Annotated in this window: 24 protein-coding genes; 7 read left to right on the top strand and 17 right to left on the bottom strand. The window is 60.3% G+C overall.

Annotated features, from left to right (window positions below):
• Positions 1-137: 137 nt before the first annotated feature.
• From HY795_12210 to HY795_12190, 5 genes are read right to left on the bottom strand one after another with little or no spacing between them, the layout of a single operon-like run.
• A complete protein-coding gene (locus HY795_12210) occupies positions 138-1,484 on the bottom strand; it encodes an NAD(P)/FAD-dependent oxidoreductase (protein ID MBI4805989.1) in 1,347 nt (448 codons plus the stop codon).
• 16 nt (positions 1,485-1,500) lie between these two features.
• Positions 1,501-1,971: an SsrA-binding protein SmpB gene (gene smpB / locus HY795_12205; protein ID MBI4805988.1), complete on the bottom strand. Its 471-nt coding sequence runs from the start codon at positions 1,969-1,971 to the stop codon at positions 1,501-1,503.
• Complete coding sequence (gene ptsP, locus HY795_12200) at positions 1,968-3,755, bottom strand: phosphoenolpyruvate--protein phosphotransferase (protein ID MBI4805987.1); 1,788 nt, start codon at positions 3,753-3,755, stop codon at positions 1,968-1,970. Before ptsP ends, smpB begins: the two co-directional genes overlap by 4 nt.
• 9 nt (positions 3,756-3,764) lie before the next feature.
• On the bottom strand, positions 3,765-4,073 hold the full coding sequence (locus HY795_12195; GenBank protein MBI4805986.1) for an HPr family phosphocarrier protein: 309 nt from the start codon (positions 4,071-4,073) through the stop codon (positions 3,765-3,767).
• Between the two features lie 26 nt (positions 4,074-4,099).
• Positions 4,100-4,849 carry a PTS system mannose/fructose/sorbose family transporter subunit IID gene (locus HY795_12190; protein ID MBI4805985.1) on the bottom strand — a complete coding sequence of 250 codons (750 nt, stop codon included), beginning with the start codon at positions 4,847-4,849 and terminating at the stop codon, positions 4,100-4,102.
• Between the two features lie 144 nt (positions 4,850-4,993).
• Here HY795_12190 and HY795_12185 point away from each other — a divergent pair, with 144 nt between their 5' ends.
• Positions 4,994-5,803 (top strand): hypothetical protein, encoded by an 810-nt coding sequence (locus HY795_12185; protein MBI4805984.1) that lies wholly within the window; start codon positions 4,994-4,996, stop codon positions 5,801-5,803.
• Between the two features lie 4 nt (positions 5,804-5,807).
• On the opposite strand, the gene HY795_12180 is transcribed toward HY795_12185, so the two are convergent.
• The 3 genes from HY795_12180 to HY795_12170 form a co-directional block, all read right to left on the bottom strand.
• Entirely contained in the window at positions 5,808-6,587 is a 780-nt protein-coding gene (locus tag HY795_12180) for an ABC transporter permease (protein MBI4805983.1), read from the bottom strand.
• 2 nt (positions 6,588-6,589) lie between these two features.
• Positions 6,590-7,498 (bottom strand): ATP-binding cassette domain-containing protein, encoded by a 909-nt coding sequence (locus HY795_12175; protein MBI4805982.1) that lies wholly within the window; start codon positions 7,496-7,498, stop codon positions 6,590-6,592.
• A 182-nt stretch (positions 7,499-7,680) separates the two neighbouring features.
• Entirely contained in the window at positions 7,681-8,268 is a 588-nt protein-coding gene (locus HY795_12170; GenBank protein ID MBI4805981.1) for a hypothetical protein, read from the bottom strand.
• 199 nt (positions 8,269-8,467) lie between these two features.
• Here HY795_12170 and HY795_12165 point away from each other — a divergent pair, with 199 nt between their 5' ends.
• Positions 8,468-8,977 carry a chemotaxis protein CheD gene (locus HY795_12165; protein MBI4805980.1) on the top strand — a complete coding sequence of 170 codons (510 nt, stop codon included), beginning with the start codon at positions 8,468-8,470 and terminating at the stop codon, positions 8,975-8,977.
• Positions 8,978-9,109: 132 nt separating this feature from the next.
• Here HY795_12165 and HY795_12160 read toward each other — a convergent pair whose 3' ends face one another.
• Positions 9,110-9,502 (bottom strand): hypothetical protein, encoded by a 393-nt coding sequence (locus HY795_12160; GenBank protein MBI4805979.1) that lies wholly within the window; start codon positions 9,500-9,502, stop codon positions 9,110-9,112.
• Positions 9,503-9,632: 130 nt separating this feature from the next.
• On the opposite strand from HY795_12160, the gene HY795_12155 reads away from it, so the two are divergent.
• The 5 genes from HY795_12155 (at position 9,633) to HY795_12135 (ending at position 13,375) form a co-directional block, all read left to right on the top strand.
• On the top strand, positions 9,633-9,836 hold the full coding sequence (locus HY795_12155; protein ID MBI4805978.1) for a hypothetical protein: 204 nt from the start codon (positions 9,633-9,635) through the stop codon (positions 9,834-9,836).
• Between the two features lie 105 nt (positions 9,837-9,941).
• Positions 9,942-11,159 carry an HlyD family efflux transporter periplasmic adaptor subunit gene (locus tag HY795_12150; protein MBI4805977.1) on the top strand — a complete coding sequence of 406 codons (1,218 nt, stop codon included), beginning with the start codon at positions 9,942-9,944 and terminating at the stop codon, positions 11,157-11,159.
• Entirely contained in the window at positions 11,159-11,641 is a 483-nt protein-coding gene (locus tag HY795_12145) for a DUF3426 domain-containing protein (GenBank protein ID MBI4805976.1), read from the top strand. The genes HY795_12150 and HY795_12145 overlap by 1 nt, the downstream gene beginning before the upstream one ends.
• A gap of 22 nt (positions 11,642-11,663) precedes the next feature.
• Complete coding sequence (locus HY795_12140) at positions 11,664-12,542, top strand: formate dehydrogenase accessory protein FdhE (protein MBI4805975.1); 879 nt, start codon at positions 11,664-11,666, stop codon at positions 12,540-12,542.
• A gap of 14 nt (positions 12,543-12,556) precedes the next feature.
• Positions 12,557-13,375 carry an IS1595 family transposase gene (locus HY795_12135; protein ID MBI4805974.1) on the top strand — a complete coding sequence of 273 codons (819 nt, stop codon included), beginning with the start codon at positions 12,557-12,559 and terminating at the stop codon, positions 13,373-13,375.
• A gap of 117 nt (positions 13,376-13,492) precedes the next feature.
• Here the strand turns inward: HY795_12135 and HY795_12130 are convergent, their stop codons facing one another.
• From HY795_12130 to fdnG, 8 genes are all read right to left on the bottom strand, one after another.
• Complete coding sequence (locus tag HY795_12130; GenBank protein ID MBI4805973.1) at positions 13,493-13,759, bottom strand: RNA-binding protein; 267 nt, start codon at positions 13,757-13,759, stop codon at positions 13,493-13,495.
• Positions 13,760-14,003: 244 nt separating this feature from the next.
• Entirely contained in the window at positions 14,004-14,720 is a 717-nt protein-coding gene (locus HY795_12125; protein ID MBI4805972.1) for a response regulator, read from the bottom strand.
• Positions 14,721-14,729: 9 nt separating this feature from the next.
• Complete coding sequence (locus tag HY795_12120) at positions 14,730-16,691, bottom strand: PAS domain S-box protein (GenBank protein ID MBI4805971.1); 1,962 nt, start codon at positions 16,689-16,691, stop codon at positions 14,730-14,732.
• Positions 16,692-16,765: 74 nt separating this feature from the next.
• Positions 16,766-17,977, bottom strand: a complete 1,212-nt coding sequence (locus tag HY795_12115; GenBank protein ID MBI4805970.1) for an ABC transporter substrate-binding protein — start codon at positions 17,975-17,977, stop codon at positions 16,766-16,768.
• Positions 17,974-18,561: a redoxin domain-containing protein gene (locus tag HY795_12110; protein ID MBI4805969.1), complete on the bottom strand. Its 588-nt coding sequence runs from the start codon at positions 18,559-18,561 to the stop codon at positions 17,974-17,976. The genes HY795_12115 and HY795_12110 overlap by 4 nt, the downstream gene beginning before the upstream one ends.
• 1 nt (position 18,562) lies before the next feature.
• Positions 18,563-19,207, bottom strand: coding sequence for a TlpA family protein disulfide reductase (locus HY795_12105; protein MBI4805968.1), 645 nt, complete (start codon positions 19,205-19,207; stop codon positions 18,563-18,565).
• A gap of 236 nt (positions 19,208-19,443) precedes the next feature.
• On the bottom strand, positions 19,444-20,169 hold the full coding sequence (locus HY795_12100; protein ID MBI4805967.1) for a formate dehydrogenase: 726 nt from the start codon (positions 20,167-20,169) through the stop codon (positions 19,444-19,446).
• A 14-nt stretch (positions 20,170-20,183) separates the two neighbouring features.
• The gene (gene fdnG / locus HY795_12095) at positions 20,184-23,210 is read right to left on the bottom strand and encodes a formate dehydrogenase-N subunit alpha (GenBank protein MBI4805966.1); all 3,027 of its coding nucleotides are present in this window, start codon (positions 23,208-23,210) and stop codon (positions 20,184-20,186) included.
• Positions 23,211-23,585 lie beyond the last annotated feature (375 nt).

The raw sequence follows: 23,585 nt of genomic DNA, 5'->3' as shown, positions 1-23,585 counted from the left end.
CAAAGACAAACCCAAGGTGTGGGCGAATACAGCCCGACAGAATAGACAAATAATCCTTTGCCAGGGCATGCGCAAGGTTTGCGGACATGGCTCAGCTCTTCCCCGCAGCGACAAGGCGAGCCTTGGTGGCAGGGAAATCAGGACAGCATGTAGCGCAGGGTGTAGCCAAAGGACGGGTAGGCCCAGACCATGTCCATGATCTGGCTTGCGGTCATGCCCTGGCGCATGCATAGAGCGGCCAGGTTGACCACCTCCTCGGCGTCTTCGCCCAGGTAGAAAAGCCCGAGCAGCTTGCCTGTGCCCGGCTCCAGGAGAACCTTGTAGCCCGAGTGGGTGATGCCCAGACGGGTAAGCTCGGGCCAGGTAAGCCCCATCTTGGCCTTGACCTCGAAGGCTATGCCCTTGGCTCTGGCCGCATCTTCGGTGAGCCCCACCCCGGCCAGGGTGGGGTGGGTGAAGGTGGCGCTGGGGATGATTGTGTAGTCTGGCCTGGCGTGGTCGCCGCGCAGGATGTTGGCGGCAACGGCCTTGGCTTCCATGACGGCCGTGGGCGTGAGCTGGTAGTGTCCGGCCGCGTCTCCGGCTGCGTATACGTTGGGATTGGTGGTTTTTAAGAATTCGTCCAGGGTGAGTTTGTCGCCCTCCACGGCGATGCCTGCGGCTTCCGGGGCCATCCCGTCCAGGTTCGGCACCCGGCCCGCGCCGTGGACCACCAGGTCCGCCTCCACTGCTTTCTCGCCGTTTCGGCCCAGGCGCAGAAGATAGCCGTTGCCGGTCTTTTCCAGCGAGTGGGGCGGGGAATCGTAGAGCACTTCCACGCCGAGTTTCGAGGTGGCCTGGCACAGCTGGGAGACCAGGTCCGGATCGAAGCGCTTGAGGCAGCGGTCGCCGCGCACGGCAACGTACGCCTTGGCCCCGGCTATGGCCGCTATGTGGGAGAACTCCATAGAGATGAAGCCGCCGCCGATGAAGGCGATGCGGGGGGGGAGTTCCTTGAGGTTCAGGAAATCGTCGCTTGTGCGTACGTGTTCAGCGCCGGGGAAGGTGAGTGTCTTCGGGCGCGAGCCTGTGGCGATCACGATCTTTCCGGCCTGGAGGGATTCGTCTTCGCCAACGGCCACGGTGTCCGGCCCGGTGAAGCGGGCCTGGCCGTAGTACAGGTCTATGCCGGCCATTTCGTAGGAGCTCTCGGCCCTGGGCGGCACGCTGTCCACGTAAGCCTGCTTGAGCGCGGCCAGGGTGGGCCAGTGGATGGAGAGTTCGCCGGTCACGCCGTTTTTTGCGGCCATTTCCCGGCAGCGGGCCACGGCATGGGTTGTTTCGGCCAGGACCTTCTTGGGTTCGCAGCCGCGCAGGGCGCAGGTGCCGCCGAAGTCGCCGGCTTCGACCATGGCAACGGAGAGCCCCTCGGCCTTGAGAATGCGGGAGCAGGTGCCCCCAGCGGCGCCGGAGCCGATGATCAGGATGTCGTAGCGGTGGGACATGATGCCTCCTTGGGCGTCAATACCTCTCCTTCTCCCTCTGCGCCTCTCTGTCCAGGTCCCTTTCCTTCATGGCGTCGCGCCGGTCATGCACGTTCTTGCCCCGGGCCAACCCGATCTCCACCTTGAAGCGGCCTCGTTTTAAATAAATCTTCAGGGGCACCACGGTCAGCCCCTTCTGCTCCACCTTGGCTTTCCATGCCCGTATCTCGTGCTCGTGCAGCAAAAGCTTCCGGTCCTGGTCCGGGTTGTGCTGGTCCATGCCGGCGTTTTCGTAGGGGCTTATGTGCACGCCGCACAAGAACGCCTCGAACCCGCCGGTGAAGCGGACGTAGCCGTCCTTGAAGTTGACCTTGCCGCCGCGCAGGCTTTTGACTTCGGAACCGGTAAGGACGATGCCGGCCTCCATGGTCCCGAGAATCTCGTAGAAATGCCGGGCCTTTTTATTGACTGCGACGATCTTGATACCGTCGCCCGTTTTTAAACTCACTTGGTGGGGCCCTCCTCGGAATCCAGCAGAGAATAGAAGTACGAGAGCTGGTCCGGGAATTTCTGGAAGATGGTCTCGCGAACGAGCTGGTTGGTGCGGGCCACGGTGGGGCTTTCCAGCACCTGCTTCAAAAGCTTCTTGCAGTCGTCCATTGTGGCCTGGCGGATGAGGTGCTTTATGCCTGGGATGGTCTGGGGGGTCAGGCTGATGGCGTCCATCTGCATGCCCATGAGGATGGGAACGCAGAACGGGTCCGAGGCCATCTCGCCGCACAGGTTGCACTCGATGCCTGCCTGGTGCGCCGCGTCCACCACGTGCTTTATGGAGCGCACCACCGCCGGGTGCAGCGGCTGATACAGATAGGACACGTGCCGGTTGGTGCGGTCGATGCCCAGGGAATACTGGATAAGATCGTTGGTGCCGATGGAGAAGAAATCCACCTCTTTGGCCATGATCTCCGCGGTCATCACCGCCGAAGGGAGCTCCACCATCATGCCCACGGGCATCTCGGGGTTGAAGGCCAGGCCTTCCTTGGAGAGCTCCTGCTGGCAGAGCCTCAAGAGGTTGATGGACTGCCGCAGTTCCTTCAGGCCCGAGATCATGGGGAACATGATTGAGATGTTGCCCACCACCGAGGCGCGCAGGATGGCGCGGATCTGGGTGCGGAAGAGCTCCCGGTGGCGCAGGCAGAAGCGGATGGCCCGAAGCCCCATGGCCGGGTTCTGTTCCTCCAGGCGTCCGAAATGGGCCATGAATTTGTCCGCGCCCAGGTCCAAGGTGCGAAGGATGACCCGCTTGGGCGAGAGGATGTCCGCCAGGTCGCGGTAGTGCTCCAGGAGTTCTTCCTCCGTGGGGAGCTGCGTGCGGTTCAAGTAGGTGTATTCGGTGCGAAACAGGCCAATGCCGTCCCCGCCGTTGTCGATGACCTGGGCCACTTCCTCGTAGAGCTCGATGTTGGCCTTCACCTTGATGCGGTAGCCGTCGATGGTCTCTCCGGGGAGGTGGCAGTTCTTTATTATGGCCGTGCGGTGGGATTCGAACTGGTACTTGAGGTCTCCGTAGTGGGCCAGTTCGTCTTCGTCGGGCTCCACCAGGACCATGCCTTTGATCCCGTCCACGATCACCAGGTTGCCGTCGGTGACGGCCTCTTCGATGCCGCCCACGCCAACCACGGCTGGGATGCCCAGGGACTTGGCCAGAATTCCCGCATGAGAGGTCTTGCCGCCCTGCACCGTGGCGAAGCCCATGATCTTGTCCACCTGCAACTCAACGGTGTCCGCCGGGGTGAGGTCATGGGCCAGGAGCACCGCCCGGCTGCCCAGGGCCTTAAAGTCCACCTTCTGGCCCATGAGCTTGGCGCGTACCCGTCCGGCCACCATGCGCACGTCCTGGGCCCGCTCGCGGAAATACGGGTCGTCCAGGGCGTTGAAGGCCTCCTCCAGGTCGGAAACGGCCTTTTCCAGAGCCCATTCGGCGTTGATGCGAAGCGTAGTGAGGTGGGTGACGGCCGAGCCCTGAAGTTTGGGGTCGCTCATGATCATGAGATGGGAATCGATGATCAGGGCGTGGTCCTTGAGTTCGGCTGGCACACGCTGGCGTATGTCGGACAACTCCAGCTTGGCTTCTGCGAACGCATCCCGCAGGCGTGCGGCTTCGTCCTCCACCAAGTCGTCGGCAAGGGTTTGCCTCGGCACTTGGCCGAAGTGGGAACGGTTGAGGAAATATGCCTTTCCGATGGCTATGCCAGCGGAGATGGGGATGCCGGTGAGAGTGGCTAGGGCCATGGGGCCGCCTTACTGGAAACGATTTTTAAACATGTCCGCCAGGGTATCCAGGGCCTGGCTCGCGTCGTCGCCCGTGGCCCGAATTTCCAGGTTGGCCCCGTGTCTGGCCGCCAAGGTGAGGATATCCAGGATGGACTTGGCGTCCACCTGTTGGGAACCCATGGAGATGGTGATGGCCGAGCCGAACTGCTGGGCCGTTTGCGCAAGCTTGGCGGCAGGGCGGGCATGCAGCCCTTGTTCATTGAGAACGCAGACGATCCGGGCGCAAGCATTGCCGCAATCCGGTTCTTGTTCGTTTGTGGTAATCGTTTCTGGCATGTTTTTCACCGCGCAAAACCAACCTATTATAATCGAATCCAAAGAAAAAACAAACCAGCGGCAATACCCAGGCCCACCAGGAACTCCCGGTTGATACGCAGTTTACCGGAGGCGTAGGCCATCGCGAGCACGGCGGCCACCCCTCCGGTCCAGCCCAGAGGGTCCATGTCCCTGGGCCACACCAGCGCCCAGAGCGTAACCAAAAGCGCGGCGTTCAACACCTTGAGCCTCCGGCCCCAGTTCACCAGGTCCCAGGAGCGGATGCGGGTGAGGGCGGCGAACCCCTGCCGGTAGCCGAGAATGAAGGTGCCCAGCTTGAAGGCGTTCAGCATAAGAAAGAGCGTAAGCCCCAGGCTAAACGCCGCCCACATCTGGCCGGCCGTGAGCAGGCAGGCGGTTCCAAGCGCCCAGAATACTGTCAGGCTGCCGCCGAAAAACGAATCCCCAACTGCGGAAAGGGTGAAGACCACGGTGCTTTTCACCTGGTCGAGCATGGCGTCCGGGAACTGCTTGCGGGCAATGCGCGCCTCGAGCGCAAGGAAAACCCCCACCAAAAAAGGCGTCCAGAAGGGGTGAGTATTATATATCTTGAGGTAGCGCTTCCAGGCTTGCCGGCGATCCGCCTGGTCGGGGTACAGGGCTGCGAGGCCCGGTTCCATGGCCATGGCCAGGCCAATGGTCTGCAGTCCGCGCGTGTTGAAGGCCGCCCCCACGAAGTAGCAGCGCAGGTAGGTCTGGATGAGGATTTTTGCGTTGAGTGCGCCTGGGGTGGTCATGTGCCTGTCCAGGGGAGTGACCCCTCAGGTGTTTGTGGCAAAAGCCACGGGAAATGACAAGTGGCGCCGGGGCGGCTTGCTCTTAGTTGCGCGAACCTGTATACTGTCGTTTGTGGAAAATGGTTATCTTTTCAGGAGATACGCATGAGCGGTGCCACCGCTAAGACCATCAAGGAGCACATATCCCGGGCTACGGGCTATGCGCGCCGCTTCGAAGCCATCAAGGCGCTCAGGGCGGGTGCTACCGCATTCGAGTCTTATGCCTCTACCACGGCCGTCATGGGGCGGGCCAAATTCGAGTTGGATGTCATGCTTCTGGATATGCTGCGCGAATTCGAGCTGGTGCCTGATGTAAAGGCTCATATCCGCGGTCCGTTCAAATTTAAAAAAGGCGCTGAGAAAACCTTTGCGCTGGCATTGTCCGCCCTGGCCATGCACCTGGAAAAGTTGGAGCAAAAGGCCGGAGAAGCCGCCAACCAGGACAGGTTGAGCCGCATTGCCCAGGCCTTTGAAAAGGCTCAGGAGTCTTTGCGCGAGAAGAATCTGCCGACGGCCCGGCGCATACTCAACACCGTGTGCGAGCAGAACCAGGGTGAGCCTGGGATATTCAGCAACGCAGCCAAAATGCTCGCCGAGGCGGGCCTGCACGCGGATGTCATCCCCTTTGCCGAAAAGGCCATCGAGATAAACCCCAAGGACACGCTGGCCTTCAGCCTGGGCGTGGAATCCTGCAAGCAGGCGGGCGAGCTGGTGAAGGCCGAAAAGCTCCTGCGGGACGCTCTCAAGAATTTCGGGGCTCACCCCAAGACGTTCGTGTCCCTGGCACGGGTGCTTTACCAGATGGGCAAGTGGGATCAGTCCTACGATGCCGCCCGCGCCGCCTACGACCGCGACCCCACCTTGGCGGAGGCCAAGGAGGTTCTCGATCTCACCGAACGCCGGGTGATGGGGTAGCCGGCTACTTTATCAACCGTTTCCTCATGGCTCCTACGGCCAGCGGATAGAACACCACAGTAAACGCGGCCAGGTAGAGCGCGTTATAGAGAACCCCCACCCCGATTTCCCCCAGACACACCGACCGGCACGCCTGGGTCAGGTGGTAGAGAGGCAGGGTCTGGGCCAGGCCGGATGCCCATGCTGGAAGTCCATCCACCGGAAAGAACGCCCCCGAGAACAGGAACATGGGCGTGATGAAGAGAAATATCGGCAGGTTGAACATGTCGATGGTGGGCGTTATGCCGGTCATCCACATGGCCACGGCCCCGAAGGCCAACCCCCCCAGGGCGGACAGCGGGATGAGCCACAGCCCCTGAGGCCACGGGATATACCCGAAGGCCGCGATCACCGCGCCCATGAGCAGCGTGCCCACCACCGCCTTGGTGGCTCCCCAGAATATCTCCGCCGTGATGACGTCCTCCAGGGAGAGCGGTGTGGCCAGCATGGCGTCGAACGTCTTCTGATAGTACATGCGCACGAACGAGGCGTAGGTGTTTTCGTAGAAGCTCTGCCACATCACCGAGGCGGCCACCAGTCCCGGAGCGATGTATGCGGTGTAGCCCACATCGCGCCCGTCCACATTGATGCTCCCCACGATACCTCCCAGGCCGGCGCCGAAGGCCAGGATGTACAGGGCTGGCTCTGCCAGTGGGGGAATGAAATTCACCTTCCAGGTGCGCATGTACACCATGAGGTTCCGGGCCCACACGCGCCAGAGCCGCCAGGAGAGATTGCGAAGCATGTTCATTCGCGAAGCTCCCGCCCGGTGAGACGCAGGAAGACGTCTTCGAGCGTTGCCGGTCTGGTCACGGTCTGGCCGGGAGGCAGGGCCTGCCTGAAGGACTCCAGTTCGGAAAACGATTCCGCGAATACGAGAAGCCGTCGTCCGAAATCCTCCATGTCGAGTCCCGAGGCCTGCGCCTTGTCCTTCGTCTCCTGGTCGGGTTCGACCAGTTCAAGCACGGCCCGTCCGGCATGGGAGGCGATCAGCTCCGATGGGGTCCCGCGCACCATGTCCCGGCCGTTGTCCATGATGATGAGCTCGTCGCAGAGGGTGGCCGCTTCTTCCATGTAGTGCGTGGTGAGGAGGATGGTGAGCCCGCGGGCGCGCAGCTCGTGCAGTCTGTCCCAAAGCTGGTGTCGGGACTGGGGATCGAGCCCGGTGGTCGGCTCGTCCAGAATGACCAGCTCAGGCTGGTTGACCAGCGAGCGGGCCAGCATAAGCCGCCGGGCCATGCCGCCGGAGAGGTCGCGCACGTCGGCTGACGCCTTGGCTTCCAAGGCGAAGAAATGAAGCAGCTCTCCTGCCCTGCGCTTGGCTTCAGCCCGGGGCAGGGCGAAATACCCTGCAAAGACCAGGATGTTCTGCTCCACGGTGAGGTCCGGGTCCAGGGCGTTGTCCTGCTGGCACACCCCGATGCGGGCCCGGATCTCCCTCCAGCGGGTTTGAACGTCCAGGCCGAACACCCGAAGCTCTCCGCCGGTCTTTGGGGAAAAACCGTAGATCATGCGTATGGTGGATGTCTTGCCCGCCCCGTTTGGCCCAAGCAAACCGTACACCTGGCCACGCGGGACCCGCATGTCCAACCCGTTTACGGCCATGAATTCGCCGAAACTTTTGCGAAGCCCGACAGCTTCGATTACCGCGTCCATCTGCACTTCATACCATGGACCCCGCCCACTTCGCTACAGCTGCAAAGTGCGGGGAGCGAATTGCCGGAAACAGTACGTGCCTAAGCGGCGTCTATCCAGACAGGTGTCACTGAAACCCATTGATGATGGTTACCTGAACCCTGGAGCGAACGAGATGAACCAAGCAGGGAGCTCAACAGCTGTCAGCGAGGGTGGAATTCGTAACTGCCAGTCACGGGATCGCGGTGGACGCGGACATTAAGGGATTCAGTCTTTCCGAAAAAGGGAACGCTGGCAGCCAGAAGCACCTTGAAGACCTTGTGCCGGTGGTCCAGGTGGCCGTGGGCGGTGGCAGTGACCTTCCACAGGCTGGCGGGCCCGCGCCCGGCGCGCATCTCCAGGGCGTCCACGGCTTCGATCTCCAGCATGAAGAGATGTTCCAGGGACGTCCCCTGGTGGGGCACCTCCTCGCCGATCAGGCCGAAGCGCAGGTAGACGAACACGTGGCTCAATTCCACGGTCTTTGCTTGTGAAAAACCGTGGCGTTCCAGCTCCCCGGCCAGCGCGGCGCAGTAGCGCCGGAAATCCTGGCTGTCCGGATCGATATCCTTCTGGCCGCGTAGAATGGTGAACTCGGTGGGATCGAGCGAGCCTTGAGCGGAAGCGGCATCAACTCTGGCGTGGTAGACGTCCGGGGCGCATGAGGCACACAGAAGGCCTAGGCAAAGAACCAGCGAAACCCACATGGGGTGGTGCTTTCCAAAGGAAGGATCTCCCTCGTTTCTTGGCATGAGTGATCGTGGCATGGCCTTGTGTTCTTACCGTGTCTTGGTTCTTCAGGAGAAACAAGGCAGTATTTTCATTTCCTCGTCAAGAACGTTGTCTCCAAGTGAACATAGTGCTAACAAAGAACATAGAGACTCCGCCAATTTCAGTCCGTACAGGCAGTAGCCTCTATCCAGGCCTTTCGGCCTTCTAGCAGGCGCGCATATGAACAGACTGAAAGAAATTCTCAAACAAAACCCGGATATCAGAAGCGAATACCTGAAGGTTGCCGAGGGAGGCGTGTATCTCGCCCCCACCATGGTGCAGACCGTTCTCGGGTCCTGCCTTGGAGGAGTTTTCTTCGCGCCTTCAAAAGGAATAGGGGCGATCTTTCACGCGTTTCTGCCCTACAGGGCGGATTACGAGGCCAACGGCGGCAACTCGGTGTACAGATATGTGGATACGGCCATCGAACATGTGGTCGCCCAATTCGCCCGCCTTGGCGTAAAGCCCGCACAGCTGAATGTGAGCCTGGTGGGCGGAGCCAACGGCCTGGTGGACGAACGCGGGGGCGTGGGGCTGAAAAACGTTGACGCGGCGTACCAGACCCTTGAAAAATATCGCCTGCGCACCGCCTTCACCGATGTCGGGGGAGAAAAAGGCCGCAAAGTCATTTTCCTGTCTTCCACGGGCCAGCTTAAAGTGACGAAGCTCAAAGGGCTGGCAGCCAAATAGTCCTCACATCCCCCGCTTGGGCCCCATGACGCGCCAGAGCGGGCACCATGGCCGCCAAGTCCCCATCCCGGCCAGCTTCAAGAGCTATTCCCCAACAAACGAAGGCTGGAAGTACAGAGGAGTCCCGGGAGCCTAATCGTCCTGCGCTCTTGCGTCTTCTATCACGGCCTGCGCGAAGGATTTCTTGTTGATGTAGGTCATGGCGTTTATGAAGGTGGCCGCGCCGTCCAGATCGGACGTGGCGTGGATGTGAACCTGCTTGCCGGAGATATGCTCGTTGTTGATGTATTCGAGAACGTAGTAGATGAGATACTTGGTCTGCGTCTTGAAAATTGCGATGGTAGCGAGGTGGGTTTGGTTCTGCGCTGCCGGTTCCAGGCAATCGTCGGCAGCGTGGTAGAAGCCCAGGAGTTTCCCCCTGAACAGCAGGGAACGGTCCCCGCGGGCCAGCTTGTACTTGCGCTGCTTCCCCAGGTGGGTGGAATTGATGTCATTTTCTCTTAAGGTGCGCAGAAGATAGAACATGGATGCTCCTGCCCGGCCAAGCGGCTCGGGCGGCGGCTTTTCTACCCCGGAGTATGGTCTTAGGCAAGGGCGGAAGGGCTTGCCAACTTTCTGGGTATGGTGAAAAGTACTTATCAGTCAGGGAGCGACCATGAGAGTGAACGCGGTTGAATCCAGAAATGCCGTAACCGGTGAGGACTTGGCCTCCAGGCTGGAGAAGGCCATGTACGAAGCCAATGCTCGCACCGTGAAGGCTGTGGCGGTTGAGCCTGTCGTACCCGCGGTGCGTCTTGCCAAGGCCGGATTCCCTGACGAAACGACTGAGAAAGGCCGGATCGTCAGGACTGTCGTGTGAGTTCATGCTTCCCAGCATCAGCCGGCAAATTGCCCCTTCCCCATCGGACCTTGGCGCTTGGCCAGGCAGGACTGTTGCTCCCGCGACCCTCGGCGTGAATGGCATATGACTACTCCGTGGCTTTTGGCGTTTCTTTGCTGTCTTCTGCCTCTTTGTTCTTCCTGTTCGAGCGGGCAGGACGCTCCGCTCGGGCCGAAAGTGGCCGAATGGGGAGAGGCGGGGCCGGGCGACGTGGTGCGCGTGGTTGAGGCTCAGGGCGTTGTAAGAGCCAGGGACAAGGGGTTCGTTCGGGTCGGCAGCAGGGTCGGAGGGCAGATCCTCAGGATGCACGTCCGGACTGGTGATGTTGTGCGCGCCGGACAGCTGCTTGCCGAGATAGATGACCGCGAGCTTCAGGGAATGCGACGCCAGGCGGTGGCCAAGCTCGAAAGCGCCCAAAATGAGCTGAACCGGGTGAAGCCAATGGGTGACAAACGCCTGGAGGCGGCCGGGGCCTCGCTTACGGCGAATCGCAGCCGCCAAAGCTATGCGGATAAGAATCTCGAGAGAAAGCATGCTTTGAGCGGGGCAGGGCATTTGGCCCAGAACGACCTGGACGCTTCCCGGCGTGACGCTGCCACGGCCGCCCAGACAGTGGCGCAGGACAAGGCCACGCTTGGCCGGATAGCCAAGGATTCGCAACACGATCTGAAGCGATACGAAAAAATGGTCGCAGAGGCCAAGGCTCTGGTAGATCAGGTAGACACCCTCATCTCCATGACCCGCGTTGAAAGCCCCATCGACGGCATTGTCGGGCAGGTGCTTACCCAGGAAGGCGAGCAGGTGGTGGCCGAACTCGAAGCGGTGAAGATTATGACCATCATCGATCCCCGCTTTCTGGACCTGTGGATATTCATAAACGAGGCGGACGCCGCGGGGGTCAGGCCGGGCATGCCGGTCCGGTTTTTTTTGCCGTCAAAAAAAGACCAGGTCATGCCTACCCAGGTCGACCGCATCTCTCCCGCACCAGAAATAGTGGACAAGGTGCTGTATTATCCGGCCATTGCTCCTTTGCCGCCGCAGGCGGCATCCATACTGCGGCCGGAAATGAACGTGCAGTGTTTTGTTCTGGTTGAAGACTTGAAGGGTGTTCTTTCGGTGCCCAATGAGGCGGTGGTCTCCCGAGGGGGGAAGCGCCGGGTTTACGTGGACGACGGGCGGGGCGGTGCCCGGGAGGCCGAACCGGTTTTCGGTCCGCGCGGCTCCCAGCGGACCCAGGTCCTTTCAGGGCTTGATCCCGGCACCAAGGTCGCTGTGAAATTTGCGGGCAAGGAGGCCAAGTAATGCCAGCGAAACGAATCGCTCTTATTTCTGCAGCCATCGGGCTGGCGGCGTTGGCCTTGTATGCTGTGTTCGGAGGACGGTCCAAAGAAGCGGCCGATTCCCAGGAATTCACCCTGGCCGGGGACAAGGCCTATTTTGTTGAGAACAAGCACCTTGGCCATCTCTATATCGTCGAGGGTACCCTGACCAATAACCTTCGTTCCGCCAGGTGCCGGATTAAAATCAAGGCGTCCCTGCTGGACGCGAAGGGGCAAGAGCTGGCACAAGAAGTGGTTGAGGCGGGCCTTACCGCATCCATCTCGGAGTTGAAGTTCTTGGGCTGGGAAGAACTTCTGGCAAAACTGCAACCCCCGGCGCAGTCCCCATGCAAGGCCACTGAAGTCCAAGGCGGCGCGTCCGTCGGATTCATGGCAGTTTTCAGAAAACCTCCTCCCGCAGCGGCGACATACAGACTGACCGCTACGGATGCCCAGACACCGTGAGCTAATTTTCAATGAGGTGACCATGTTCAATTCCGTGGAACACGAGGAAAAACTTGTCGGCCGCAAACTTGCGGACCTTCGCAAGAAGACGCACATCCCCGCGCAGCTTCTGGATTTGGTGGAACAGGTTCTGGACGCCCAGAACAAGGCCAGAGGGGAAGCCCGGCTGCCCGAAACGCCACAGGCTGAACTCGCTTCCCTGGACCACGTGATCCAGGGGGCTTCGTTGCTAGCCAGGGAGAATTTTCGTTACGATGTCCAACAGGCCGCCCGGCTCTTCGTTCAATTCGGAAATCTTCTCTGCGGCATGGGAGGGGCAATGGCCCAGGCTGCCGGGGTGGCTCTGGATGAGGGAGACCCCTTGATGCGCAAGGCTTTTGAAGCCTTCCTCAAAAACGATGAGGCTTTTTTCGAGGGGTTTGGCAAGCGGTTCCCGCAAGCCCCGAAAACATTAAGTTTTCTTGCTCAATCAAGCATGACGCCATCGATAATGGCTCTGGCTGAGAACCTTTCGAAAACGCTCCCCCAGGACAGAACGTGGGAGCAGGGCTCCTGCCCCGTTTGCGGCAGCTTGCCTTTCATATCCGCGCTCACGGGCAAGGAAGGGATCAGGATGAGCTGTTGCTCATTCTGCCGGGCCAGCTACAGAACGTTCAGGCTGCAATGCGCCTATTGCCAGGAACGTGACGCAGCCAAGCTTCCTTTTTTCACGGCCGATGAGGAGCCGGGATACCGGGTGGATGCCTGCCAAAGCTGCAAGGGCTACATCAAAACCACCGATTTTCGCGAGTTCGACCGTCCCAGCCTGCCGGTATTGGACGATCTCGAATCGTTGGCTTTGGACATCCTGGCTGTGAAGCGTAGCTTCATTCGCCCCACGGCGTCGGCCTTGGGCTTTTAAGGCGCTTTGCGTCCATGGAGGAATTCCCGGTCCCAGCAAACGCCTGTTCGGACGAGACTGCGGCCAGGGAGCTGGTGGCTTCCTTGTGCAAAACAGTGGGCGCCACGGGGTGTCCCCGCTGCCGGGGAGAACGAATCTACCGTTTGGGGTCGGGTCGGCTGCGGTGCAAGGCCTGCGGGTACACCTTCCACGAGCTCACCGGGCGCTTCATGGGGATCGGGGGGCTAAGCTGCTCCAAATGGCTTAGCCTCATCAGTCTGTTCGCGGATGAGCGGCCGGTGAAAGAGGCCGCCATACATCTTGGAGTGGCGTACAACACGGTCTACAAGGCCATGGACGCGCTTCGGCAAGCCATTCTGTACCAGGCCATAGACGCTCGGCAGATCAGTCAGGCCCTGAAGGCGAGACGCGCGGGTTCCTGGCCGCCGGTGTTCGGCATAATGCCGCGCCAGGGATGGGTCTTCGTCGACTTGATACCGGATGTGGATGCGACAGATTTGACGCTTTTCAAACTGCATTTTCGTCTGAAAACCTCACGAGTGGGCTCGGTGGTGTACACAGGCCCCATGCGTGGATACCAGGGGCTGGTATGCTGTGGCGGGCCGGATTGGCTGACGCCAGCCCTTAGAACCAAGGATTCTGCCCTGCCCCTTGATGAAGACGGTGGTTTTTGGCCGTACCTGAGGCGCAGGCTGGAGAAGCTCCAGGGAGTGTCCGCTGAGAAATTTCCCCTTTACCTCAAGGAGTTCGAGTACCGCTGGAACCACCAGGGGCACGACATGAAGGGGCTTTTGACACGGCTCGCCGTGGCATTCGTGCCTTCAGGGGAATAATGGATCGTCCGCCGGTTATAAAACGAGCCGAGTGTCAAGCAGGAACAGCTGAGAAAGAAAAAAAACGGCCCCCGCCAGGACGATGGGGGCCGTTTTGATTTTCGTTCGGTAAGGGGGTTACCAGCGCGCGGGACGTTTTTCGCGGGGACGGGCCTCGTTGACCTTCATGGTGCGTCCGCCGAAGTCGGCACCATTGAGGGCCTCGATGGCCTCCTTCACACCATCCCCTTCCATCTCCACGAATCCGAAGCCGCGGGGACGGCCGGTCTCACGGTCGTTGATGAGCTTCACGGAGTTGACCTGTCCGTGGGCCTCAAACATCTGGCGCACTTGGTCTTCGGAGGCGCTGAAAGGCAGATTCCCGACGTAGATGTTCGTCACCATACTCAAAAATGCTCCTGCAAGAGGTTACCATAATCGGCCTGGCACCCTGCCCGGCCGTTTCATCCAGCAAGGCCTCGCATAGGAAATCCGGTCTACGCGCCCCGTGAAAGGGAAACCGCTTGGTCGGGCCTGTCCCCCGCAATAAGCGAAGCCCGATGAGCGATCTCACGTAAAAGCGGCGGTAGCTGGATTTGAATAGTGCGTCAATATTAAATTTGGAGATTCATGGATATTGACGAATTCGTCAGGGGCTTTTCGCAAGCAGCGCGCGCAGTCCGTCCTCTTCGTTCTCGTACAAGGTGGCCGCATTGGTGAGCCCGGCTGCCTCGAACACGCGGCGGAAGTTCTCGGGTTTGCACGCTATGGCCACGGGCTGACCCAGTGCGGCCTGGTCGCGGATGATAGCGGTGAGGCTTTCAATGCCGGCACCATTAATGGAGGCGCACTCGGAAACGGTGATCAATAGTCCGGCCCGGTCCTTGGCGGAAGCCAGCTCGTCGGCAAGCGAGTCCATTGCCGTGGAAAGATTGCCGGCAATGTCCAGAACGCTTACGCCGTCGGTTTCACGCAGAACGGCTGGAGGATTAGAATGTTCCCTGCGGGCGATACGCCCCTCGGCGCGACGCAGGGCATTGGCCAGGGCTTCCTGGGAGATGGGTTTGTCTATGAAATCCGCGGCCTTGAGATTGAGAGCTTCCAGAGCCAGCTCCACGTCTCCATGCCCGGTGATGACGATAACCTCGGTGGTGGGGCGGGTGAGCTTTATGCGCGAAAGCACCTCCATGCCGTCCATGCCGGGCATCTTGATGTCCGTGAGGACGATGGGGAAATCGCCCAGTCCGAATATCTCCAAGCCGCGTTCGCCTGAATCCGCGGCCACGGGGTTATAGCCCATGGCCTGCAGCAAGAGCTCGAACATGGCCAGGGTTGGCCTTTCATCGTCGATGACCAAAACGTCCATAGTGGAGCCTCACACGGTGGCGGGGTGGAAAAGCAGCTTGAAGGTGGTTCCTTCGCCGACTTCGCTCCCAACCTGGATGTCGCCGCCATAATCCTTGACGATGCCGTAAGAGATGGCAAGCCCCAAACCCATGCCTTCCCCAGTGCGTTTCGTCGTGAAGAAGGGTTCGAATATCTTTAGCAGATCATCGGGTGGTATGCCGCATCCGGTGTCAGACACGCTCACCGCGACCAAACCGTCTTCCATGAAAGACCGGATGACGATCTCGCCACCGCCACTTGAAGATGACTGTATGGCATCTCGGGCATTGACCACAAGATTGAAAAACACCTGTTCCAGACGGTTGGAGTGTGCCAGCACCTTCGGCAGATTCTCTCGCAACTCCAGGTCCACATGAATATTCTCGAGAGCCAGCTGTTTGCCGATGATGGTGAACACCCCCTGAATAGGGATGTTGATATCCACCTCGTCCGCAATGAGATCTGATTTGCGGCCGAACTCGCGCAGGTGGGTGATGATGCCGGCTGCCCGGTCCACCTGGGCGCTTATTTCATCGGCTACCTGCTTGAAGCGCTCCGGGGATATGTCGATTCCGTTTTGAGCGGCCAACTTCAAAAAGTCGCTGCCGAGCTTGATGGCGTTGAGCGGCTGGTTGAGTTCGTGGGCCATGCCCGCGCTCATCTCGCCCAGGGTTTTCATCTTGCTGGCCTGGATGAGCTGGGCGTCCTTTTCCACAAGCCCGGTCACGTCCGTGGCGGAGAAGATGACCACCTCTTTGCCGCGGTAATGGGCCATTGTGGCGTGGATGTTCACGAAAATGCCGTACCCTCCCCGGGTGATGTGGCCGACTTTGGTATAGAGCACATGGTCGCCCGCGCCGCCCTCCGTGAGGAACCGCTGCACCCCCGCTGAGCTGCCTTCGGGTTCGATGTCCGAGAGGGTCATGCCGGCGAATTCCCGTTTGGAATAGCCGTAGAGTTCCGAGGCGCGCGGGTTGGCGTCCAGAAACCGCATGGATGAGACATCGAGCACCAGGAACGGGTCGGGGTTGGCGTCGAACAGGGGCCGGTAGCGCTCTTCGGATTCCCGCAGGCGATGCCGGTAGAGCTTGATGGACCAGACCATGTTGGCGAAGGCGTCCGCCAGCTGGACCACCTCGTCCCCGGAGCGCTCCCGGTAGAATTTGCAGGGGTTGCAGGTGCGCGGCTGGCGCTTGCGGTTCCTACCCAATTCATCCAGGTGCCAGCAGGGCAGGTCGTTGTCGTTGTAGGCTGGGCATTCGCTGGCGTCCCAGGACGGCCCGCCCAGGTCCAGCGGCTGGTCAAGCCTGCCTCGGCTGATGGATTCTGCGGCCTTGGTCAGCTTCGATAGCGGGTCGACCACATATCCTGACAGTCCGAGTGCAATGAGAAAGATGATAACGATGACCAGGGAGATGAATCCGAGAAAAGTCAGCCTCAGCTTGCCCACCAGGCTGTCTATGTGGCTCTGCCTGAGCCCCACGTGAACCCGGCCCAGGGTGTAAATGCCTTCCTGGATGGGAACAGAAATGTCCACGGCCTCGCTTCCTTCGAAACTGCCCGGGCGGGTGACCAGTTCCTGGCTGTCCGCTGGGGTTACCGTATCCAGGAGTTCCTTGGGAAAGGGGCGAATGAATGTGTGCGCCAGGAGCTTGCCTTCGTTGTCGGTCAGAAAGATGTAGGCCACAAGAGCCTTGCGTTCCCCCAATTGGGCGGCGTCGAAAAGAAGGGCCACCAGCCCGGCCTGGTCCTTGTCCAGGATGTAGCCGCCACCGCGCTCGGCAATGGACTGGGCGATGGCCAAACCGCGCAGTTCGAGTTCCCGGCTCAGGCTGTTCACCAGGATTCCCCGGGCCAGCAGGGCGATTACTCCGCTAATGAGCAGCACCACGCCAACAGTCGCCAAGAATATCTTGTTGCGGAGGCTTAATTTGCGGACGCGGTTGAGCATGATGGCTTAACGAGGGCGGATGGGAAAAATCCAGCTTCGAGCCCTTGGGGGGGCTATGGCGGCGAGTGGGCCTGTCACGGGCAGTTCCGGTTGGCGAAGGGGTCGGACCAATCCGTGACCAGGACGAATCGGCCCGACTCGAGCTTGGTGAAATAGACCCTCTCGAGTCCCTGATGGTCACCGGGTGCGTAGCCCAGGGTGTTGGCCAGGCCCAGTGAGAAGTCCCGGATGGATTCCACTGCTTCGATGAAACGTTCGCGGTCGAGCTGCGGTCCGGCCCGTTTGAGCCCCTCCACCAGAACCTTGGCGTTGATGAACCCTTCCAGACCCACGGCCGTGGGCGGGTGCCCTGGAGCGGATTGGCGGAGCAGGTCGTCGTATTCCCGAACCCCCCAGAGCAGGGCCTGGGTTTCCGGAAGGTCAGGCGGGGGCATCACCTGGGAAACGAGCACGCGGGCTTTCTCATCGGGCCCCAGAGCCTTGGCGATTTCTTCGGCTCCCACAAAGGAAACGGCGTAGAAGATCAGGTCCGGGTCCTTCTCCATGGCCAATTTGATGAATTTGGCCGAGGGAGCCGAAGTGCCGATGATGACCACGGCCTGGGCTCCTCCTTCGAGAATCTTGGCTAAGCCTTCTTCCACGTCCATGGTTCCCCTGGCGTAGGACCCTCTGGCCACTGGCGCCAGGCCATAGCTGCGAAGGGCCAGCTCGGTTCCCTTGAGTCCGTCGAAACCGTAGGCGTCGAACTGGTAGAAAACGCCGATGCGCTTGGTCCCAAGGTCATCGACAAAGTGCTTCACCGCGGAAGAGGTCTCTTGGTAGTAGGAAGGCCGGACGTTTATCACGTAGCGCTGGAAAGGCTCGCGCAGATCGTACGCACCGGTGAAGGCCCCGACCAGCGGAACCTTGGCATCCACGAGCATGGGCAGAATCTTGGTGGTCGTGGGCGTGCCCACGTAGCAGGACAGGGCGAAAACCTGATCCTCGACGACAAGCTGTTGGGTATTGGCCACGCAACGGGGCGGATCGTATCCGTCGTCTCGGGTGATGAGCCTGATTTTTCGGCCGTGGACTCCACCTTGGGCATTCACAAAGTCCAAATAAGCCACTGCCCCGCGCAGGGTCTCCTGACCGAGGTAGGATGCGTGGCCCGAGAGGGGCAGGCTGGCCCCTATGCGTATTTCGTCCTGGGTCACGCCCATGCGCTCCGCAAGCTGAGGAGGAGGGGGAGGCGATTCGCAGGAAACCAGCGAGACCAAAAGTATTATGAGCGCGGCTTTGATCATTTGAGCCTTGCAAGCGCCTCGGCAATCTGGCCGAGGTCGGGCCGGGAGTTTATGTCGTGCACGTCAATATAGCTGATGACCCCTTTCTTATCGATAATAAAGATGGCCCGTTCCGTTATGCCATCCGAGCGCAGGATGCCGAGCTTCTTGGCCAGGGCCCCGTGGGGCCAGAAATCCGAAGCTACCGGGAACCACACTCCACCCATCTCGACCACCCAGGCGTTCAAGGACGGAAGATTGTCGCAGCTTATGCCGATGAGTACCGCCTCATTGGATTCGAAGACACTTTTGGCCAGGTTGTAGCCGGGCCATTGCCCTGAGCAGACAGGGGTCCATGCCGCGGGAATAAAGGAAAGGACAACGTTTTTCACGCCCAGGTACTGAGACAGAGCAACCCTCTTTCCGTCGATTCCGGGAAGATCGAAGAGAGGAGCCTTGTCACCCACTTTGACCGCAAGCTGGCTGTCCGTAGGTTTTTGCTGGCCCGATTGCCACATGAGCTCGGGCGGGATTCGTGATTGGGCGTATGCATGCTGGCACAAGGAAAGGACAAAAACAAAAGCCGTGAAGGCTCGGGCTGTCATGTCACTTCCCCTTGGCCATGCCGGTCTTTTCGAGCACGCGGTCCAGGAAAGACCCTGGTGAGGCCACGCAGCCGAGTTGCTCGTCCACGATGATGAATTCAGAGCCTCGGCGTTTGAGAATGTAGTAATAGGGGGTTCCGACCTGGCCCAGGGCCTTGTAGGCCTCGAAGTCCTGGTCCGGGAAGAGGGGGAAGCCCAGTCCGAACTTCTCTCGGTAGATGTTGACCTCAAAGGGCGAGTTTCCAGCGCCGAGGCCGACCAGCTTGACCTTGTCCGCAAGTCCCTTCTGCCCGATGAGCTTGTGCATCTTGTCAAGCTCGGTCCCTTCCTTCTGGCAGAAGGGGCAGTACATGGAAAACACCACCAGGATGATGGCTTCGGTTTTCAGCTGGCTAAAACGGATGGTTTTATCCGCGGCGTCAACTCCAAGGTCTTTCGCCTCCGTTGCTGAAAGCGGCCCCTTGAAGGCGATGTCCGGGAAAGCCTGACCAATGGGCAGGGGCTTCATGGCGGGAGAATCCGAGGCATTAGCGGCCAGGGATTGAACCGGTGTAAAACCAAGCAACAGGCCAAGTACAAGGGCTGCCAAAAAATTCATGGTTTCCCTCAAATGGTAGGTTGTCGAAGCATAGACGAAAACGCTCACGGTATCCACCTCCAAAAGAGAGCACAGAGTGAAGAGCTCTTGAAATGTGGTGCCCGGACCAAAAAAGTGCGGCGGACCGGTTCCTGCCGCTTCCCGAAGTGGGAGGTCCAGTCCCGTCGGGAAACGGCCGGCAATCCCGGCCCGCCGCATCTGCTAAGGAAACCCGTCCTGCCTACGAGTGGGGGGTCGAAGACCCGGCCGCCCCCAAGGCGGCCGGGTCCAGGCGACGGTTTCCGCTAACCCCTGGCTTGGCGCAAGGGGTTCAGCAGTTTGTCCAAAGCGGCGAAGCGGGTGAACGTGTCGGGCCCGTCCGCGTCCGACATGAGGGTCTTGTGATAGAGGTTGGGCGCGTGTTCGGTCAAAAACACCACCCGCACCTGTTCATAGTCCACCAGTACGGCTTTGGGTTTGGTTTTCTTGAGCTCTTCAAGACGCTTCTTGCCCATTGCCAGCATCTCGTCGCGCTCACCGAAGTTCATGGCTCCGGTGGGACAGGTCTTGACGCAGGCGGGCAGGAACCCGGCCGTGACACGGTCGTTGCACATGTCGCACTTGCTTATGACCTTGGTCTTGGGATCCTGCCTGGGGATGTCGTAGGGGCAGGCGCCTTTGACCACGTCAAAGGGCAGACCTTTGGTCTTCTCGGTGAAGAGAACAGCGCCGGTGGTCTTGTCCTGGGTGATGGCGTCCTTGATCACGCCGTCGCCAGCGTCCTTGCACGGCGGGTCCACGCAGTGGCGGCACTGGTCGGGCAGGAAGAGCCATTTGAAGTCGCTGGCGTCTCCCACTTCCTTCATGCGCACCACCTTGAGGGTCACAAAGGACAGGTCCGGCGGGTTCTGGTGGGAACCCGTGTTTTTGGTTTGCTCCGCGGGGAGCTGCTTCCACTGCTTGCACGCGACTTGGCAACCGCGGCAGGCAGTGCACCTGGAGAGGTCGACGAAGAAGGTCTTACCTGGCATGTTCGTTTACCTCCCTAGGCCTTTTTGATGTTGACCATGAAGGCCTTGGTTTCCGGGATACCCGTGTTCGGGTCGCCGACAGACGGGGTGAGCAGGTTGGCGGAGTCTCCGCCGTCCTTGGGATAGACCCAGCCGTAGTGCCAGGGGATGCCCACCATGTGAACGGTCTGTCCCATGACCTGCATGGGCTTGATGCGTTCGGTGACGATGGCGATGGCCCACAGGGAACCGCGGACGCTCTCCACGATGCACTTGTCGCCGGCCTTGATGCCACGGAGCTGCGCCAGTTCGGGGGAGAGCTCCACGAACATCTGGGGCTCGCACTCGAGCAGCCAGGGTGTCCAGCGGGTCATGACGCCGGTCTGCCAGTGTTCGGTGACCCGGTAGGTGGAGCACACGAACGGGAAGCGCGGGTCGCACACGGCCCGGGTCTCGGTCGGTCCCTGGAAAACCAGCGCCGTGGGGTTGTGCAGCACCTTGGAGAACGGATGTTCGGTGATCGGGCATTCCAGGGGCTCGTAGTATTCGGGCAGCGGTCCGTCGTTGCGGCCGGGGCCGAATATCTGGGCGAAGCCCTCAGTGGTCATGATGAAGGGGTTCTTGCCCTTCTCGTCGGCCATGGGGGCCCACGGACCGTCAGGCACGTCGCCCACCCACTTGCCGTCCACCCATTCGATGACAGGCTTGCTGGGCTGGTAGGGCTTGCCCTGCGGGTCGACCGAAGCGCGGTTGTAGATGATGCGGCGGTTCACCGGCCAGGCCCAGGTCCAGCCAGGATACAGGCCGATTTTCTCCTGCATGGGGGTCTGGGTCTTGTCGCGCCGCGCGGACATGTTCTTGTCAGTGTAGGAACCGCAGTAGATCCAGTTGCCGGAGCAGGTGGAACCGTCGTCCTGCAGCAGGCCGAAGGCGGGCACGGGGTCGCCGGCCTTGTAGGTCTTGTCCCCGATGGTCTTGTCCGTCATGAACCAGCCGTTGATGAGCTTGGCCACCTTATGCGGGTCGAAGACGTGGTTGGTGGCGATGTCCCAGTTCAGGTTCAGGATCGGGTCAGGGAACACGGCCTTCTTGTCTTTCTGGTAGAGCTTCTGGATTTTGTCGAAAAGCTCGTAGATCAGGTCGCCGTCGGGCTTGGTTCCGCCCAAGGGCGCGGGCCCGGGGTAGCGCCACTGCATCCAGCGTCCGGAGTTGGAGATGGAGCCTTCCTTTTCAATGGACACGCAGCAGGGCAGGAAGAAGACCTCGGTCTTCACCTTCTTGGGGTCCATGCCCGGGCCCTTCCAGAAGGAGGCGGTCTCGGTGTCGAAGATGTTCACCGTGACCATCCAGTCCAGCTTGGCCATGGCCTGGCGGGCCTTGCCGCAGTTGGCCGTGGAGGCGGCCGGGTTCTGGCCCCAGGCGAAGAAGCCCTTGAACGCGCCCTTGTACATCTCGTCGAACAGGCTAAGCCACGAGTAGTCCTTGCCGTCCTCGCACTTGGGGAGCCACTTGTAGGAATCTTCCGGCTTCTGCTTGGGGTAGATGGCCTTCAGGTAGCTGGCCAGGTACTTGGGCCGGTTGCCCCACCAGTTGGCGGACTTGGGATCCTTGGTCTTGGGGGTGAACTTCTCGTTGTAGGCTTTGAGGTCCACAACGGAGGCCGAGGGTGTGGGGTTGTAGCCGGGCAGGATGTGGAACAACAGGCCCTGGTCCGTGGAACCCTGGACGTTGGCTTCGCCGCGCAGGGCGTTGATGCCGCCGCCGGCCGTGCCGATGTTGCCCAAAAGGAGCTGCACGATGGACATGGCCCGGATGTTCTGCACGCCAACGGTGTGCTGGGTCTGGCCCATGGCGTAGAGCACCGTGCCAGTCTTGTCCGGGGCGCCGGTGGCTCCGAACATCTTGTAGACTTCTTCCAGCTTGGCCACGGGGCAGCCGGTGATCTTGGACACGTTGTCCAAGGTGTAGCGCTCGTAGTGCTTCTTCATGATCTGGAAGACGCACTTGGGATCCTGCAGGGTGGGATCCTTCTTGATCATGCCCGCGTCGTCCCTGGCGAAGGACCAGGAAGACTTGTCATAGGCCTTTTTCCCCGCGTCGAAGCCGGAGAACATGCCGTCCTTGAATTCATACTTGTCGCCCAGGATGAAGGACGCGTTGGTGTAGTTCACCACGTAGTCCTTGAACATCATGTTGTTGGCGACAATGTAGTTGATGAAGCCGCCGAAGAAACCGATGTCCGACCCCGAGCGGATCGGTGCGTACAAGTCGGCCTTCTGGGCGGATTTGGTGAACCTGGGGTCAACGACGATGAGCTTGCCGCCAGCGTCCTTGGCCCGCATGATCCACTTGAAGGATATGGGATGGTTTTCGGCAGGATTGGAGCCGATTACTAACACCGCATCACTGTTCTTGATGTCGATCCAGTGATTCGTCATCGCGCCGCGCCCGAACGACTCTGCCAGAGCCGCTACAGTTGCGCTGTGTCAGATACGGGCCTGATGTTCGATGTATGTTAGTCCCAGGGCTCTGAGCATCTGCTGGTATATCCAGCATTCTTCGTTGTCCATGGCGGCCGAGCCCACGGAGGCGATGGTCTCCAGGCGGTTGACTTCCTGGCCCTTGGCGTTCTTGGCCGTGAAGGATGCGTCGCGCACCTTCTTGACCCTGGCCGCGATCTGGTCGAGGGCCCAGTCGTAGGTTTTTACCTGCCACTTGTCCGAGTTGGGGGCGCGGTAGAGAACCTTGGTGATGCGCTTGTCGTTCTCGGTGAGCTGCCAGATGGAAGCGCCCTTGGGACAGAGGGACCCTTCGTTGATGGGATGGTCGGGATCGCCTTCCACGTTCACGGCGCGGCCTTTGCCGCCCTGGGCCGTGGAAACGATCAGGCCGCAGCCCACGGAACAGTAACAGCACACCGAGGTGGTCTGTTTGCTTCCGTTGAGCTTGGCCAGTTCGGCAGCCGCGTGGACCGTTGTCAGGTCCAGACCCAGGCCGCCGAAGGCCGTGACCGCCGCCGTGGCCGCGGTCAGTTTAAGAAAATCTCGCCTTTCGAGTGACATATGCCTCCTCCTGCCAGAGGTTGCCTCAGCCTGCCCGTGTCTGGCGGCCAAGGGTTACCAGAAGCTCAAACCCCCAAAGACGCGCGGGGAAAGGGGCGGACCGAAGCGCTACTCGCACCGGGGGCCTCGTCAGACTCCGGTTCAGACGCGCGGCGCGAAACAATGCCGCATCCATGGGCAACCCCAGGCCACAAAAGGCCGGAAGGGTTCTCGCTCCCATGTCTGAGCATGGTTTCTCCACCCCTTTTTTCCACATAAAGCATAGGTACATTTGCACACTGTTTTCGTCAAAAACAAGCACCTTCCTTTTGATTTGACACAAATTCCGAAAAGAGTTGTGTGAGAGTGAATGCGCTGTGAACAGCATGCGCCAAC

Source organism: Desulfovibrio sp. (assembly GCA_016208105.1).
Taxonomy (GTDB): domain Bacteria; phylum Desulfobacterota; class Desulfovibrionia; order Desulfovibrionales; family Desulfovibrionaceae; genus Fundidesulfovibrio.
Note: the sequence above shows the minus strand (reverse complement) of the source record. Positions and strands in the feature narration are given on the sequence as shown.

What these genes read in the sequence shown, in the direction of transcription:
- HY795_12210 (MBI4805989.1), bottom strand. Translation starts at nt 1,484, where the DNA reads ATGTCCCACCGCTACGACATCCTGATCATCGGCTCCGGCGCCGCTGGG.
- ptsP (MBI4805987.1), bottom strand. Translation starts at nt 3,755, where the DNA reads ATGGCCCTAGCCACTCTCACCGGCATCCCCATCTCCGCTGGCATAGCC.
- HY795_12195 (MBI4805986.1), bottom strand. Translation starts at nt 4,073, where the DNA reads ATGCCAGAAACGATTACCACAAACGAACAAGAACCGGATTGCGGCAAT.
- HY795_12190 (MBI4805985.1), bottom strand. Translation starts at nt 4,849, where the DNA reads ATGACCACCCCAGGCGCACTCAACGCAAAAATCCTCATCCAGACCTAC.
- HY795_12185 (MBI4805984.1), top strand. Translation starts at nt 4,994, where the DNA reads ATGAGCGGTGCCACCGCTAAGACCATCAAGGAGCACATATCCCGGGCT.
- HY795_12180 (MBI4805983.1), bottom strand. Translation starts at nt 6,587, where the DNA reads ATGCTTCGCAATCTCTCCTGGCGGCTCTGGCGCGTGTGGGCCCGGAAC.
- HY795_12175 (MBI4805982.1), bottom strand. Translation starts at nt 7,498, where the DNA reads ATGGACGCGGTAATCGAAGCTGTCGGGCTTCGCAAAAGTTTCGGCGAA.
- HY795_12170 (MBI4805981.1), bottom strand. Translation starts at nt 8,268, where the DNA reads ATGCCAAGAAACGAGGGAGATCCTTCCTTTGGAAAGCACCACCCCATG.
- HY795_12165 (MBI4805980.1), top strand. Translation starts at nt 8,468, where the DNA reads ATGAACAGACTGAAAGAAATTCTCAAACAAAACCCGGATATCAGAAGC.
- HY795_12160 (MBI4805979.1), bottom strand. Translation starts at nt 9,502, where the DNA reads ATGTTCTATCTTCTGCGCACCTTAAGAGAAAATGACATCAATTCCACC.
- HY795_12155 (MBI4805978.1), top strand. Translation starts at nt 9,633, where the DNA reads ATGAGAGTGAACGCGGTTGAATCCAGAAATGCCGTAACCGGTGAGGAC.
- HY795_12150 (MBI4805977.1), top strand. Translation starts at nt 9,942, where the DNA reads ATGACTACTCCGTGGCTTTTGGCGTTTCTTTGCTGTCTTCTGCCTCTT.
- HY795_12145 (MBI4805976.1), top strand. Translation starts at nt 11,159, where the DNA reads ATGCCAGCGAAACGAATCGCTCTTATTTCTGCAGCCATCGGGCTGGCG.
- HY795_12140 (MBI4805975.1), top strand. Translation starts at nt 11,664, where the DNA reads ATGTTCAATTCCGTGGAACACGAGGAAAAACTTGTCGGCCGCAAACTT.
- HY795_12135 (MBI4805974.1), top strand. Translation starts at nt 12,557, where the DNA reads ATGGAGGAATTCCCGGTCCCAGCAAACGCCTGTTCGGACGAGACTGCG.
- HY795_12130 (MBI4805973.1), bottom strand. Translation starts at nt 13,759, where the DNA reads ATGGTGACGAACATCTACGTCGGGAATCTGCCTTTCAGCGCCTCCGAA.
- HY795_12125 (MBI4805972.1), bottom strand. Translation starts at nt 14,720, where the DNA reads ATGGACGTTTTGGTCATCGACGATGAAAGGCCAACCCTGGCCATGTTC.
- HY795_12120 (MBI4805971.1), bottom strand. Translation starts at nt 16,691, where the DNA reads ATGCTCAACCGCGTCCGCAAATTAAGCCTCCGCAACAAGATATTCTTG.
- HY795_12115 (MBI4805970.1), bottom strand. Translation starts at nt 17,977, where the DNA reads ATGATCAAAGCCGCGCTCATAATACTTTTGGTCTCGCTGGTTTCCTGC.
- HY795_12110 (MBI4805969.1), bottom strand. Translation starts at nt 18,561, where the DNA reads ATGACAGCCCGAGCCTTCACGGCTTTTGTTTTTGTCCTTTCCTTGTGC.
- HY795_12100 (MBI4805967.1), bottom strand. Translation starts at nt 20,169, where the DNA reads ATGCCAGGTAAGACCTTCTTCGTCGACCTCTCCAGGTGCACTGCCTGC.